The 15,429-nt window shown below is 31.4% G+C and carries 11 protein-coding genes; 3 read left to right on the forward strand and 8 right to left on the reverse strand.

What is annotated here, in order from left to right; genetic code table 11:
• Nucleotides 1-13: 13 nt before the first annotated feature.
• Nucleotides 14-1,255: a DEAD/DEAH box helicase gene (locus V8G56_RS05680; RefSeq protein ID WP_395437453.1), complete on the reverse strand. Its 1,242-nt coding sequence runs from the start codon at nt 1,253-1,255 to the stop codon at nt 14-16.
• Between the two features lie 121 nt (nt 1,256-1,376).
• On the opposite strand from V8G56_RS05680, the gene V8G56_RS05685 reads away from it, so the two are divergent.
• The gene (locus V8G56_RS05685; protein WP_395437454.1) at nt 1,377-2,234 is read left to right on the forward strand and encodes a bestrophin family protein; all 858 of its coding nucleotides are present in this window, start codon (nt 1,377-1,379) and stop codon (nt 2,232-2,234) included.
• 131 nt (nt 2,235-2,365) lie between these two features.
• Here V8G56_RS05685 and V8G56_RS05690 read toward each other — a convergent pair whose 3' ends face one another.
• The 3 genes from V8G56_RS05690 to V8G56_RS05700 form a co-directional block, all read right to left on the reverse strand.
• Nucleotides 2,366-4,552, reverse strand: a complete 2,187-nt coding sequence (locus V8G56_RS05690; RefSeq protein WP_395437455.1) for a B12-binding domain-containing radical SAM protein — start codon at nt 4,550-4,552, stop codon at nt 2,366-2,368.
• A gap of 84 nt (nt 4,553-4,636) precedes the next feature.
• Complete coding sequence (locus tag V8G56_RS05695; protein WP_395437456.1) at nt 4,637-5,272, reverse strand: MOSC domain-containing protein; 636 nt, start codon at nt 5,270-5,272, stop codon at nt 4,637-4,639.
• 96 nt (nt 5,273-5,368) lie between these two features.
• A complete protein-coding gene (locus tag V8G56_RS05700; protein WP_395437457.1) occupies nt 5,369-6,058 on the reverse strand; it encodes a hypothetical protein in 690 nt (229 codons plus the stop codon).
• 93 nt (nt 6,059-6,151) lie between these two features.
• Between V8G56_RS05700 and V8G56_RS05705 the strand changes: the two genes are divergently transcribed.
• Entirely contained in the window at nt 6,152-7,213 is a 1,062-nt protein-coding gene (locus V8G56_RS05705; RefSeq protein WP_395437458.1) for a hypothetical protein, read from the forward strand.
• 24 nt (nt 7,214-7,237) lie between these two features.
• Here V8G56_RS05705 and V8G56_RS05710 read toward each other — a convergent pair whose 3' ends face one another.
• The 3 genes from V8G56_RS05710 to htpG all read right to left on the reverse strand — a co-directional run bounded on the left by V8G56_RS05710 (nt 7,238) and on the right by htpG (nt 11,274).
• Nucleotides 7,238-8,314: a metallophosphoesterase gene (locus tag V8G56_RS05710; protein WP_395437459.1), complete on the reverse strand. Its 1,077-nt coding sequence runs from the start codon at nt 8,312-8,314 to the stop codon at nt 7,238-7,240.
• Nucleotides 8,315-8,449: 135 nt separating this feature from the next.
• Nucleotides 8,450-9,136: a glycosyltransferase family 2 protein gene (locus V8G56_RS05715; RefSeq protein WP_395437460.1), complete on the reverse strand. Its 687-nt coding sequence runs from the start codon at nt 9,134-9,136 to the stop codon at nt 8,450-8,452.
• Nucleotides 9,137-9,363: 227 nt separating this feature from the next.
• On the reverse strand, nt 9,364-11,274 hold the full coding sequence (htpG, locus tag V8G56_RS05720) for a molecular chaperone HtpG (RefSeq protein ID WP_395437461.1): 1,911 nt from the start codon (nt 11,272-11,274) through the stop codon (nt 9,364-9,366).
• 179 nt (nt 11,275-11,453) lie between these two features.
• Between htpG and V8G56_RS05725 the strand changes: the two genes are divergently transcribed.
• Nucleotides 11,454-12,458, forward strand: a complete 1,005-nt coding sequence (locus V8G56_RS05725; protein ID WP_395437462.1) for a 3-oxoacyl-ACP synthase III family protein — start codon at nt 11,454-11,456, stop codon at nt 12,456-12,458.
• A gap of 481 nt (nt 12,459-12,939) precedes the next feature.
• Here the strand turns inward: V8G56_RS05725 and V8G56_RS05730 are convergent, their stop codons facing one another.
• Nucleotides 12,940-15,423: a TonB-dependent receptor domain-containing protein gene (locus V8G56_RS05730; RefSeq protein ID WP_395437463.1), complete on the reverse strand. Its 2,484-nt coding sequence runs from the start codon at nt 15,421-15,423 to the stop codon at nt 12,940-12,942.
• Between the last annotated feature and the right edge of the window lie 6 nt (nt 15,424-15,429).

The raw sequence follows: 15,429 nt of genomic DNA on the forward strand, positions 1-15,429 counted from the left end.
TTAAAAACAGAAATTAATACCAGCGTTTCTTGTTCTTTTTGGAGCTTTCACTTTTACGGCCTTTTTTATGCTTACTTCCTGTTTTTTTAGATTTATGAATCTGTGGTTTTGCTTTTGGATCTAATGGATAGGGATGATTATGTTCCACTGGGATTTGAACATTTATCAATTGTTCTATGAGTTTTACATACGATTTTTCGTCTTCTGAGCACATAGAATAAGACTTCCCAAAACTTTCAGCACGACCTGTTCTTCCAATTCTATGAACATAGGTTTCAGGAACGTTTGGCATGTCAAAATTTACTACGGCATCAAGTTCATTAATATCAATACCACGCGCTGCAACATCAGTAGCAATTAAAATATTCACATAGCCGTTTTTAAACTTATTTAAAGCATCATGCCTTAAATTTTGTGCTTTATCACCATGAATAGTTTCAACTTTATAACCGTTTTTAACTAAAGTTTGTTCTAACTTATCTACACCAAATTTAGTCCGTCTAAAAATTAATATAGATCCTTTAATTGTATTGCGTAATAAATGTAAACACAATTCTATTTTATTGCGTTTTGGAACATAATATAGTACCTGACTTACATTTTTTGCTGCTGATGAGGTAGGCGTTACTTCTACGCGTTGAGGCGTTTTTAAAATAGTATTAGCCAGTTGTTCTACTTTAAAAGGCATGGTAGCAGAAAACAATAAAATTTGCTTGTCATTTGGACACAAACGCTCAATTTTTTTAATGTCGTCTATAAAGCCCATGTCCAGCATCAAATCGGCTTCATCAAGTACTAGGATTTCTATATAGTCTAAATTAATAATATCTTGTTTGTGTAAATCTAAGAGTCTTCCTGGAGTAGCCACCAAAATGTCTACACCTTTAGTAAGTACATCAATTTGTGGTTCTATACTGGTCCCTCCAAAAACCACGGTGCTTCTTAAATTGCTGTAAGAACCATAAGTTTTAAAATTTTCACCTATTTGAACAGCCAATTCTCGGGTAGGACTTACTACTAATGCTTTTATTTTTTTACCTTTTTTAGGGGCATCTTGCCTATCGAACAATAATTGAATAATAGGTAATGCAAAGGCCGCAGTTTTACCAGTTCCTGTTTGTGCGGTACAAACAACATCTTTTTTAGCAAGAACTAATGGGATAGTTTGTTCTTGGACTAAAGTTGGATTATCATATCCAGCTTCCGCAACCGCTCTTAAAATGGGTTTGTTAAGTTGTAAGTCTTTAAATGACATGTATTATAATTTGTTACAAAGGTAAAGAAAACTTATACGGCCAATTTTTATTATTTTTAAAAAATCTAAATAAAACATTATTTAAATTTACGTCTCAAATTAATTATTAAAACCATTATCAATGATTCGATACAAACCTAAAGGTTGGATTACTTTTATTTTTAGATTCCATAAATCGGATACGTTTAGGAAACTTATACCCATGATGATTTTTATCGGAATTTATACGTTTGCCGTGTGTTATTTGGAACTTATTTATTGGAAAATATCCGAAAAGGATCCATTGTCAAATATTACTATGATGCACAATATGTTGGGTTTTGTAATTTCCTTGCTGTTAGTGTTTAGGACTAATACAGCTTATGATCGTTGGTGGGAAGGCAGAAAATTGTGGGGTTCATTGGTAAATACCAGTAGAAATTTTACTATTAAACTAAGTGTTATTTTAAAAGAAGAACATGATAGGATGTATTTTAGAAAATTGATACCAGGTTATGCCTCTATTTTGTCAAAGCATTTAACCGATGTGGAAACAAGTTTGGTTCTTTATGAGGGAATAGATTTAGACCACCATAAACATTGGCCAAACCAAGTTGCTACAATGATTTTCCAAAAGATTAACGATTTACATGAGCAGAAAAAAATCACGGGCGACCAACTTATAATTTTAAATAATGAAATACAGTCGTTTACAGATATTTGTGGTGCTTGCGAACGAATTAAAAACACACCAATTCCATATTCATATAGTGCCTTTATAAAAAAATTCATCTTTTTTTATGTTATGACCTTACCGTTTGGGTATGTGTTTAGTTTGGGGTATTATGCCATACCAGTAGTTGTTTTTATTTTTTACGTATTAACAAGTTTGGAGTTAATTGCCGAAGAAATTGAAGAACCTTTTGGGTTTGACGCTAATGATTTACCAATTGAAAAAATTTCGGCGAACATTAAAATACATGTTGAAGAAATTATTTAGTATCACTGATATAACTCCAGTTTTATTGTAAAGAAGTTTGTTTTATGGTTTTGCTTAATGGTCTTCATATATAAGGAGATCAACTTGTTAAACCAGTTAGTTGAAAATTTTTGGCATATTTAATATATGCTTTAAAGTACCAAAAGTCCAGAATCTCTTAATTTTAACAGGGGTTTTGAAAACCAAAACAATTCAAAATTTTCAAACTGGGTTTCAAAATGAGTTTTTAAATTCACAAAAGTATGTTGTCTGTTATGCCTTGGTGATAGCGTTTCCAGAGTATTCAAAAACCATAAACCATGGTCTTTATCTAGAGTAATTTGAAAATTATCTGACTTGTCATAAAAGGTCAATTTAAGCAATTCAATAGTTTTTCCTTTTTTAGTTTTGGTCTGAGAACTTACTTTTGGTGTATTGCCTAACCAGACTACTTTTGCTGTTGGCTTAATAGTGAAATCTATATTTGTTTCTAGACAATTATAAATATAATCTGGTTTTATCTGGGTTTTAGGAACTTTAAAATCAAACCAGTCTTGAAGAGGTAATTCAAACCCGATACCATGCATGAAATTATATAACGACTTTTTAAGCCCAAAGCTAAATTGGTTGTGATCAATTCCTGTTTGGTCAGTAAAATCAATATCATTATTGGCGAATGAGATGTCTTTATAGTTTGGTTTAACGCCATAATCTGATGGGTTTAAACCTATTGGACTATGTGCCGTTAAGGCAAATTGATGCCAGAAACCTGATTGTAATACACCTATCTCAAAAAGTTGGCGTACCATTTCTAAACTGTCTATTGTTTCCTGAATTGTTTGTGTAGGGTAGCCATACATTAAATAGGCATGGACCATGACGTTTGCCTCAGTAAAGTTTCTGGTAACCTGAGCTACTTGTTCAACGGTAACACCTTTATCTATCAAAGCTAATAATCTATCTGAAGCCACTTCCAGGCCACCAGAAACAGCAATACAACCTGATGCTTTTAGCAATACACAAAGGTCTTTAGTAAAGTTCTTTTCAAATCTAATATTAGTCCACCAGGTTACTGTTATCTGACGTTTTAAAATCTCAAGTGCCAAAGCTTTCATTAAAGAAGGTGGCGCTGCTTCATCAACAAAATGGAATCCTGTTTCACCTGTTTGTTCAATGAGCTCTTCCATCCTATCAACTAAAAGGTTTGCAGCTATTGGCTCATAAAGTTTTATATAGTCTAAGGAAATATCGCAAAAAGTGCACTTGCCCCAATAGCAGCCATGAGCCATGGTGAGTTTATTCCAGCGGCCGTCACTCCAAAGACTATGCATGGGGTTGGCTATTTCAATGACAGAAATATACTGGTCTAGTAACAAATCAGAATAATCCGGTGTTCCAACTTGTGCTTGCTTATAGTCTAACCTTGTGGTGTTGTTTTTATAAATAACTTGACCATTCTCCAAAAGTAAGGTTCTTTTGAATTCATTTATTTTTGGATGTGAAATCGATTGATGTAACAACTCTATGGGTAACTCGCCATCATCAAGGGTAATAAAATCAAAAAAGTCAAACACCCGTACATCAGAAACCGAACGTAATTCGGTATTTGGGAAACCACCGCCCATGGCTATTTTAATCTTTGGATAGTTGGTTTTTATAAATTGTGCACAACGAAAGGCACTATATAAATTTCCGGGAAAGGGTACGGAAAAACAAACCATTTTGGGATGTATTTCTTGAAGTCTTTCTTCAAGAATATTTAATGTAAGAGTATCTATAAAAGTTAGTTCTTGTTGCAAATAGGTGTATAGCTCATCAAAGGAGTTGGCACTTTGTCCTAAACGCTCCGCGTACCGGCTAAATCCAAAATTTTCATCAACACATTCTACTATAAAGTCCGATAAATCTTCAAGAAATAAGGTGGCTAAATGTTTAGCCTTATCCTGAATTCCCATGGTCCCAAAAGCCCAGTCTAAATCATCTAATTGCTGAAAGCGTGAGGCTTGCGGTAAAAAATTATCTGTACAAATTTGTCTGGCAAAACTGGCGTTTTTTCCTTGAAGAAAAGCAATAACATCATATAATGGATTTAGGTAACTGTCTTTTAATGCGTAAATTCTTTGAGCATTTTCAGATTGAATAGTATTTGTTCTTAAAGCCAGTGAAAAAACATCTTTCAATATTTCTTTTGAAAATAATTTTAAAATCACTTCAATACCCAAATCCATTTGAAAGGCATTGATATTTTTTGTTTTTAGAAATCCTTTTAAATAGGCCGTTGCAGGGTAAGGTGTGTTTAATTGAGTGAAAGGTGGTGTAATAAGTAAAAGGTCTTTCAAAATGCAACGGTGTTATTTATCACAAAGATAGCTCAAAAGTTTATGAGTTGGATTTATAAAAATAAGCGCATCTAATCAACGTGATTAATGAATAAAAGCTTTCAATTGCACTCTTTTTTTTAAAGGAATGGCTTCATTTTCAATAGCAAGCTTTAAAAGTTTCTGGTCTTTAACTTTTAAAAAAAGCAAATTGAAAAAATCATAAACAGAAAGCCTGTCTTTCGCAGATTCAATGAGTTTAAAAGTGTCACCAGTTTTCACCAATCCTTCTTCCAAAACCCGTACATAAGTTCCTGGAAAGCCATGATCAATAAATTGTTTGAGCACTTCTTGAGTGCCAAACTTAACCCCGAATTTAAAACAAGGTTCTCTGGGTTGGGTAATTTGAATTAAGGTCTTTCCTATTTTGTAAATACTACCGATCATAATTTGGCATTCATCAAAACCTGAAACAGTAAGGTTTTCACCAAGCATACCATATTGCCAATTTAAATGCGGATACAGGTTTTTCCAATAAGGGTATTGGTCAGCTGAAAACATATAGCATGCTTTATATTCACCTCCATGATGTATTCTATCAGTTACTTCATCACCTTTAACATCATGCTTTCCTAAAAAAATTGATTTATTTATTGGTGTTTTAAAAATGCCGGTAACAACTTCTTGCCCATTCCAAACAATGGTGGTTGGTTGCGCTATGTTGGTGGATATGATTTGCATGTTTTAAAATATAATTGATGGCTAAGAGTTAAAAGGGGCTATTTATGTTATCATGTTAGAACAACTTTATATCTGGTATTCATAGAAATTTGTGAATTACCTGTGAATTTTAAAACTATCCAGATTGATATCATCCATACCAACATTATCAAAAGGATATTCTAATTGATTTTGGATATTGTAAAGAGAAATTAAAATAAACTCGGTAAGTAAAACAATAAAATAAGTAATCCAAGTTGAATTATTTGGACTAATACTATAAATAATGGTTGGTGCATAAATAAGCGGGAAAACATAAATAAAAACCTGACAATAGGCTTTTAAACTTATGGGTGTTCTGTGGGTGTGGATAGCGTAGACATTTTCTATGGACTCATGTAGATCTTTCAAAAAGCGAAATACTTTATCACGTAAATTTCTGGTCATGAATTCTTTTTTATCAACGGTGAACTGATAAACTTTGTCTACAATGTCATCAAGGTCTTTAATTGTACAATCTTTATTTCTTAAATGAGCTAAAGTATCCGTATTTATTTCAAGTAATATTTTTTGAATTTCAGCTTTATCTTCATGAGATAAACGTTCATGACCCATAAAAAAATAGTGCAGGGTTTTAAGTGAACTTCTGAAATCACTCAAATGTTCCAAGGCGTTTTCCCTCCGTCTAAATGATCCTCTAATAGTAAAAACCAATGGGAATATGATGGCAATACTTAAGAGTGTCAAATCTAAATCAAAGCTGATATTGTATCTACAGAAAAAAAAAGTCACCGTAAATGCAATCATCAAGGCCAGATAAGTCCTGAAATTTATTATGGATAAATATTGTCTGATACGCTATTTTTAAATTATTATATTTGATAAAGTTAATCTATTAATATGAAAAAGCAAATAGGATTTCTCCTCGTTTTTATAACAACGTTTATTTTGAATAGTGCTTATTCGCAAGAGTCATTAAAAACAGATGATTCAAAAGTAAATTCAGGAATCTTTTCAGAAGAAAAGATTTTACCCATAAAATTATCGTATTCAATAAACGAGATTAAAAAGGAAACTAATGATTCTACCTATTTAGATTCTAATCTATCGTATCAACTTAGTAATGGTTCATGGGAAAGTCTGCCCATTGAGTTAAGGGCAAGAGGGAATTATAGACTTAAAAATTGTTATTTCGCGCCCTTAAAAATTAAAATAAAAAAATCAATTTCAAATAATACGCCGTTTGAAGGGAATAAAAACTTTAAAGCGGTTCTGCCTTGTTTACTTAAAAGTGATAATGATGATAATGTGATTAAAGAATATTTAGTCTATAAATTATTTGAGATTGTTTCTCCATATCATTTTAAAACAAGATTGGTCGATATTGATTTTGAACAAATAAAAAATAATAAGACCAAAGTGCATCTGTTAAAGGGGTTTTTTATTGAAGATGATAAAACTTTAGCAAAGCGGGTGGATGGAAAAGTTTATGATCGATCTGTACATCCATTAAATCAGGACGACTTGACTTCAGTGCGCAATGCATTTTTTCAGTTTATGATAGGGAATACTGATTTTTCTCAGGCCTATCAGCATAATGTCAAAATCTTTTATATTGATAAAAAAATGACACCTGTACCTTATGATTTTGATATGGCTGGATTTGTCAATGCTAGTTATGCAGTAGTATCTCAGATTCAAGGAGAAAGTATAGGAACTAATTCAGTTACTGACAGAAAATATAGAGGATTTATAAGAGATAAAACTATTTTTGACCAAGTAAGGCGTGAATTTTTAGCTAATAAAATAGAAATGCTGGCAATTTTAGATGCTCATGCCAACTATTTTGAAGACCCAAGGGCTTTTTCAATTGCTAAGGAATACATTCTTAGTTTTTTTGAAATCATAGTTAAGGATAGCAGTTATAAAAATGAAATTTTAGATCAGGCAAGAAATGAATAAGGCTTAATTTGAAGTTTAAGAAAACTAGTGTAATTTGATTATATATCCTTCCATAGTATGGCGGTAGTATGTTCCGTTTTCAATAAAAAGCATTTCTCCATAAATACCATTTTTGATACTTGAATCGACAGCTAATATTTTATTGTGAAATAAAGATTCAATTTGTTTTTGTGAAGTATGTCCAACGATGACATGTTTTACATCAAGTTTTCTTAATAACTTGTTGATGTCACTTTTTTTAAAATCCGCACTAAAATAACCACGATACCAAATAGGACCGTTATTGTCATAATATTTGTCATATAACGTATGCCACATAGGTTCACTGTCGTCATCAAATAGGGATTGTCTCATTTTTTGATTCGTTTCTTCCAAATTAAATCCATTGGAAATAAATACTTCAGAAATGCCCGCGTGTAAAAATAAATTGTCATCTATTTTTAGTATGGTGTTCTTTGATCGCAACCACCTTCCAAGTACTGTTTCCTTTCCATAAAGTTCATTATAAGGTGTGTTTAATAGTTTAGAGGTTAACCAGTATTTTTTATTAATATATCTTAAATCATTTTGCATGACCATATACTCATGGTTGCCCAAAATAAAATGTACTTTTCCACCATTATTTTCAGCTTGTTTTTCAAGATTATAAACAAGCCATAATAATTCAGTTGTTTTAGGGCCTCTGTCAAAAATATCACCAACAATAACCAAATGCCCAGTGCCAAATACCCAATTTAAGTTTTCGTCAATAATATGGTTGTTTTTTAAAATGTTAAAAGTTAAATCGTATTGGCCGTGAACATCACTTATAACGGCAATTTTGGAAACATTATGGTATATAAAAGGGTCATATTCAAATTCCGTATTTATTGTATTTAATTCTAATATTTTAGTTTCTACATTACCATTGACAATATTTTTTTCAATTATCTTCTCTTTATCAATAAACATATATGGACCATCATTATGATTTAAACTATCTATAATACGATTGGTTCTAATGTTATTACTGATGCTATCAGTTTTTAAACCTGAATTGGTTTGTGAAACCAACAGAAGGCTGATAAAAAAAAGACATACAAAAGAAAGGCGTTTCATCATTTTTAAAAGTTACGTTGAATATGAGGTTGTTACATGAATTATTCCAAACTAGTTTGCGAATTTACTATTATTATTTTATACTACAATTTTTCAAAAAAAACTAAAATATAAATCGTGTTTTAATTTCAAATGTGATTAAATTAGGGTGTCATGATTTTTTTCGAGCTCTTTTTTAATAGTGATACTGTCATTGGCTCGCGTGTAAACATAAGTTCGTGGATGCGTTATTTTTTTGGTTGCAAATGTTTTAGAAGCTCTTTCTAAAAATTCTGTATCTTCACCATAGTTGAGGTTCTCAAAACCACCAAGTTCAATAAAAACATTTCTTTTTCCAAAAAATGTTGAACCTAACACACAGTCTTTTACATTAATTAAAAGGGAATCTTTATAATAGTCTGTTACAAATATTTCTTCGTGTAAATCAACACCTCCATAAATTAAATCAACTTGACTATTTTTTTTCATGAAATCTAAGCGACTTTCTATGTGGTTTTCTTTATAGGTATCATCACTATCTAAAAACGTAATATATTTTCCTGTAGCTAACAGGAGCCCGACGTTTCTTGATAAAGCAAGTTTTAAATTTTTATGTTTTACATATCTTATGTTTGAATATTTTTCAACATAAGTATTTACAATATTAAAAGTATGGTCATCACTACCATCATCCACAATTATTAATTCCCATTGTTGATTAGTTTGAGCTAAAATACTCGATATGCATTTGTTTAAATAATTGGCTCTATTGTAAGTGCAAATTATAATTGAAACTAAAGCCGGATTATTTGAAACTTGTATTTTATTTTGATTTTGTACATTCATGTTTTATAAAATCTATTTATTAATACTTTATAAAGTTAAAAAATAAAAAAACCACTTTAATACTAACTAGAATTGAGTAATAAATGGTTTTAATATGATTTAACTCGACGCAGTCGAGATATATATTTGCATCAACAACTATTTTATCATTTAGCTTCGCTGAATAATTTTGTAAGTTCATTTTTGTTATCTGTATTTTTTCAAAAAAATACAGAACAAAAATCTTCTTACTTGATCATTTCGTAACTACGTTTGATAAAGTTGGTGAGTTCTTCACCTTTTAACAATCCTTGCGATAACCTTGCTAAATCTAAACTTTGATTTATCAGTCGTTCTTGCTTCTTTTTAGTTTTTGTTTCAAGAATTTCTGAGACTAAAGGCGAGTTTGTATTTACCACCAGGTTATACATTTCAGGGAAATTACCCATACCAAACATACCGCCACCGCCAGTTGCCTGCATTTCTTTCATACGGCGCATAAATTCTGGCTGTGTAATCATGAAAGGTGTGGCATCACTATCCATAGGTTCTAATTGTACCATGAATTTTTCCGATGGAATGACTTCTTTAAGTACAGTTTCTAACTCTGTCTTTTGCTCATCAGTTAGTTTAGAAATTTTAGTATCGTCTTTACTAATTAATTTATCAATATTGTCTGCATCAACACGAGAGAAAGTAATATTTTCTTTAGTACTTTCTAATTTTTGCATTAAGTGTGATATAATTGGCGAATCTAAAAGAAGGACTTCATATCCTTTTGCTTTAGCCGCATCAATATAACTATGTTGAGCATCTTTATTTGATGCGTATAAAATAATCAGTTTACCATCTTTGTCAGTTTGGTTGGCTTTAATTTTGTTAAATAATTCTTCATAAGTATAATACTTATTATCAACCGTTGGATACAAGGCAAAAGCATCTGCTTTTTCAAAGAATTTTTCTTCAGAAAGCATCCCGTATTCAATTACAATCTTAATATCATTCCACTTAGCTTCAAAATCTTCTCTGTTGTTATTGAAAAGAGATTTTAATTTATCAGCTACTTTTCTGGTGATATAGGATGATATTTTTTTAACGGCGCCATCGGCTTGTAGATAACTTCTTGACACGTTCAAAGGAATGTCTGGTGAATCTATGACACCACGCAACATGGTTAAAAATTCTGGCACTATACCTTCCACATTATCGGTTACATATACCTGATTTTGGTAAAGTTGAATTTTATCCTTTTGAATGTTTAAATCATTCGTCATTTTAGGAAAATATAAAATCCCTGTTAAATGGAATGGGTAATCAACATTTAAATGAATGTTGAATAAAGGCTCTTCAAATTGCATTGGATACAATTCTCTGTAAAAGTCTTTATAATCTTCATCCTTTAAATCTGCCGGTTGTTTAGTCCATGCAGGATTAGGATTATTAATTATGTTATCTACCGTTATTTTTTTGTGAGGTTCAGTAGTTTCTTTACCATCTTTATCCTTGGTTGTTTTAGGTGTAAAGTCAGGGTCATTGATTTCCTTTGTTCCAAATTTAATTGGAATAGGCATAAACTTGTTATATTTTAAAAGTAGAGCACGAATTCTTGCTTCTTCTAAAAATTCTGTAGAATCATCCGCTATGTGAAGAATAATTTCAGTACCTCTTTCTGTTTTTTTAGATTTAGTTAGACTAAATTCTGGACTTCCATCACAGGTCCAGTGTGCAGCCGGAGCATCTGTATAAGATTTAGTGATAATCTCAACTTTTTTAGCTACCATAAAGGCTGAGTAAAAACCAAGGCCAAAATGACCAATAATTCCAGAATCTTTAGCGGAGTCTTTATATTTGTCTAAAAACTCTTCAGCTCCAGAAAATGCAATCTGGTTAATGTATTTTTCAACTTCTTCAGCGGTCATACCTAAACCCTGATCAATAATGTGCAATTTTTTTCCTTTCTTATCAACTTTAACTTCAATTAGAGGAGTGCCATATTCAACTTTAGCATCACCGACACTTGTTAAATGTTTTAATTTTAAAGTTGCATCTGTAGCATTACTAATTAACTCACGTAAAAAGATTTCGTGATCACTATACAGGAATTTTTTAATAAGTGGAAAAATATTTTCAACTGATACATTAATATTTCCTTTTGTCATGTTATATAAGTTTTAATTATGTTTATTAATATGACTCTCTTATAGACAAAAAAAGTACCAAGAGTCAAAAGGTGACAAACTGACACAGTTTTAAATAAAAATAAAATGTCAAAAAGGTGTTTTAATGATTGTACAATAAAGTTTTAATTTTGTACTTTGCTTTATAAATTAAGCTAATTATGTATAATTCAAAGATTACAGGTTTAGGTAAATATGTTCCTGATAACATAGTTACCAATGACGATTTATCCAAGTTTATGGATACCAGTGATGAATGGATACAGGAAAGAACCGGTATTCAAGAGCGTCGATGGATTCCAGAAGGAAGTGATGACACTTCTTCTGTGATGGGTGCTAAGGCTGCAAAAATTGCCATTGAACGTGCTGGTTTAACTAAGGATGATATAGACTTTATTGTATTTGCAACCTTAAGTCCTGACTATTATTTTCCTGGTTGTGGCGTGCAAATTCAAGATTTGTTGGATATGCCCACTGTCGGTGCTTTAGATGTTAGAAATCAGTGTTCTGGATTTGTATATGCCTTATCTGTAGCAGACCAATTTATAAAAACAGGGATGTACAAAAATATATTGGTGATTGGAGCTGAATACCACAGTAATGGATTAGATAAAACGACCAGAGGACGAGGTGTTACCGTTATTTTTGGAGATGGAGCAGGGGCTTGCGTGTTGTCAAGAGAAGAAGATACTACGAAAGGTATTTTGTCTACACATTTACATAGTGAAGGAAAATATGCTGATAAATTAATTGTGGCGTCGCCAAGTATTAAGCATTGGGTTCCTGAAATTATTGAATCAGAAGAAGAAGATATTTCTTATTACCCATATATGGATGGTACTTTTGTGTTTAAACATGCCGTAGTAAGATTTAGCGAAGTCATTATGGAAGGTTTGATAAAAAATAATCTATCTAAAGAGGATATTGACATGTTAATTCCGCATCAAGCTAATTTGAGAATCGCTCAATTTATTCAAAAGAAATTTGTATTGAGTGATGATAAGGTTTTTAATAATATTATGAAGTATGGCAATACAACAGCCGCTTCTGTTATTATTGCTTTGACTGAAGCTTGGGAACAAGGAAAAATAAAAGAAGGTGATCATGTAGTATTAGCAGCTTTTGGAAGTGGTTTTACCTGGGCTAGTGCCATTATTAAATGGTAATACTTTAAAAACAAAAAATCCGAAAATTTAACATTTCGGATTTTTTTTTGCTATTAACCAACTCCCATTAACACTTTAACCTAGTAGAAGTTACTATTGTTAAGACGTAAAATTTTAATATTTATTGTGTGTCATTATAGATTTAACTTTTTTTAACACATAAAAAAACTCGAAATAAGGTATTTCGAGTTTTAGCGCTATTTTTTTGGGAATACTATCTTTTAACGTTTTTGAATTTTATTAAGCTGACTAATTCTAAAAAAAATATTACGTTGAAGAAATAGATAGTATTATACCGTTAACGAAGATATTGTGTTTTTGTTGTGTTAAAACATAAATTTTAACACACTTTAACGTTTGTAACCCAATTGATTAGAATTTTTAAAATGTAAAGTCCAAAGTATTTCTACCTTGGACTTTGTTATTTAATAACCAAACATTACACTAACCATCAACTATTATGAAGGTTATTAAATATTGTTTATATAAAACCACCACCGCCAGATTTTTCATTATTATCTCTGTTTTTGCGTTGTAGCGCTCTATATTTTCCGCCACCAAATCTATATGATAAAGCTATATTCCATGTGTTACTTTCCCAATTAAATTGTCCAACTGAAGGGAAAGGTCTGTCACCGTCAAATTTAAATTTCATGGTATTAAAAATATCATTGTAATTAAAACTAAAGGTCGCTCTGTTATCTTCCAAGAAACTATATCTTAAACCTGTATTGACCATAAACATGGGTTTTCTGTTAATTTGTAAACCTTGTTCTTCTCCTCTATACATTGCAAATAAGGATAGGTTCAGTTTTTTGGTAGCTTTAAAATTATTAAATACTCTAAAATTCCATACCACATTATCAACTTCAATAGTAGATATTAAAATATCATTTGGCGCAGCCGTTTCAATTGGCACATCCAATGACTCTACAATGCCTTTCTGCTTTCTTGAATACAAATCAAAACTGGCATTGAAGTTCCACCAATTTGTTGGTTTATAATTTGAACTTAACTCTAAACCATAAGCCGTGGTGTTATTAAAATTATCAAAACTTAAAATGCTTTTATTCAAATCTAAACGATCAATAAATAAAACTCTATTAATTTCATCCTCCACTATTCTGTAAAAAATCCCAGAAGTGATACTGCCTTTTTCTAATTTCCTGGTGTAGTTAATTTCAAAGGAATTGGTGAATTGTGGTTGTAATTCTGGATTTCCGTAAGAAGAAATTAATGGGGTACTCCATTCTCTAATGGGGTTAACTTGTTCTAAGCCTGGTCGGTCTACTCGGCGACTAAAACTGGCTTGATACGAGTTGTTTTCACTTGGAGAAAAGGTAAAAAAGGCAGACGGATATATTTGAAAATAATCATTTTCAAAAGGCGTTTCTTCTTTTGAACTTTCAAAAGTTTTTATACCATTAGCATTTTCGCTCACTGTTTCTGCCCTTGCTCCAACTTGAACTGTCCATTTTTCAAATGACTTACTATAAGTGGCGTAAGCGGAATAAATATCTCTTTCGTAAGTAAAATAGGTGCTTGGCGTAGGAATGTATTCATCACCATTATTTACTATGTTATCTTGATTTTCATTTACCGAAAAGCCCGTAGAACTATAATCAATATTTGTTTCAAATAACCTTGCCTCTAAACCTACTTCTAATTTAGCTTTTTCAGATAGTGGATTTACATAATCAATATTAGCGACTGTTTGATCTCGTTTTGTATTAACAAAATCAGAATAATTTGGTGGAAATACAATATTATAGAAATCAAAATTGGCAACTTCGTCTTGTTTAAAAGTGCTGTAATCAACTTCTACATCCAATTTCTCACCCTCTTTGTCAAATTTATGATTGAAGATACCATTATATTGTGACGATAAATTGTCATTAGAGTTATCAAATATTTGTTCTTGTAATGGTTGATTAAGATATTGAACTCCTGTTGAACCTGAACCTTTACCATCATATTTGTTTTGATTTGTAAATACCGAGAATGTGTTATTATCATTCATATAAAAATCTAGCCCAACTTTATATAAATGCGATTTATTATTGTTCCTAAAATCAAATAATTGTGCAGAGTTATCATCTAACCTTTCAATTCTTCCGTAATTCGCTGAATTCCCAATATTGTTGCCATAGTTTCCAAAAAGATTAAATTTTCCATTTCTGTAATTTAAGTCTACTGAACTATTAAAACGGGCATTGATTTCTTTGGTTAATCCTACATTGATATTACCGTTAAATCCAATATTTGTGTTTTTATGTAAGATAATATTGATGATCCCACTCATGCCTTCAGGGTTATATTTGGCTGAAGGATTTGTTATTAATTCAATACTTTTAATGGAAGTTGATGGTATTTGTTTGAGTAATTGAGCTACCGGGACGTTAGATAATTTACCATCAACCATAACACGCACGTTTTCATTGCCGCGCAAACTGATGTTTCCTGTTTGCTGATTGACACTCACCGATGGAATATTATTCATAATGTCTGAAGCTGTAGGCCCAGCGGTTGTTAAATCCTTCCCAACTGTAATTACTTTTCTATCAACTTTTTGTTGAATGGTTGAAACTTCAGCTACAACCGTAACTTCATCTAAATTGGCAAGTTCTTCCTCCAGCAAAATATCACCAAGATTAATATCATAAATGTTTTCACCAACATTAATATTTTTTGTGACAGTTTTAAAACCAATATATTGAATGGTTATGGTCACTTTGCCTTCAGGGATTTTTGTAATGTTAAAGGTCCCGTCATCCAAAGAAATACCGCCAGTTACGGTTTCATTTGCTTCATTTTTAATAATAACATTGACGTAGGGTAAAGGCTGGTGAAGTGATGCATCTATTATTTTACCAGAAATTGAACCTGTTCTGGGTTCGTTATTTAAAGGTTGAGCATTTGTAAAGGCACAACAAAATATTGCGCACAGGAGTACGAGTTTTTTCATTTTTTG

It is taken from the genome of Gaetbulibacter aquiaggeris, assembly GCF_044003965.1.
Classification (GTDB): domain Bacteria; phylum Bacteroidota; class Bacteroidia; order Flavobacteriales; family Flavobacteriaceae; genus Yeosuana; species Yeosuana aquiaggeris.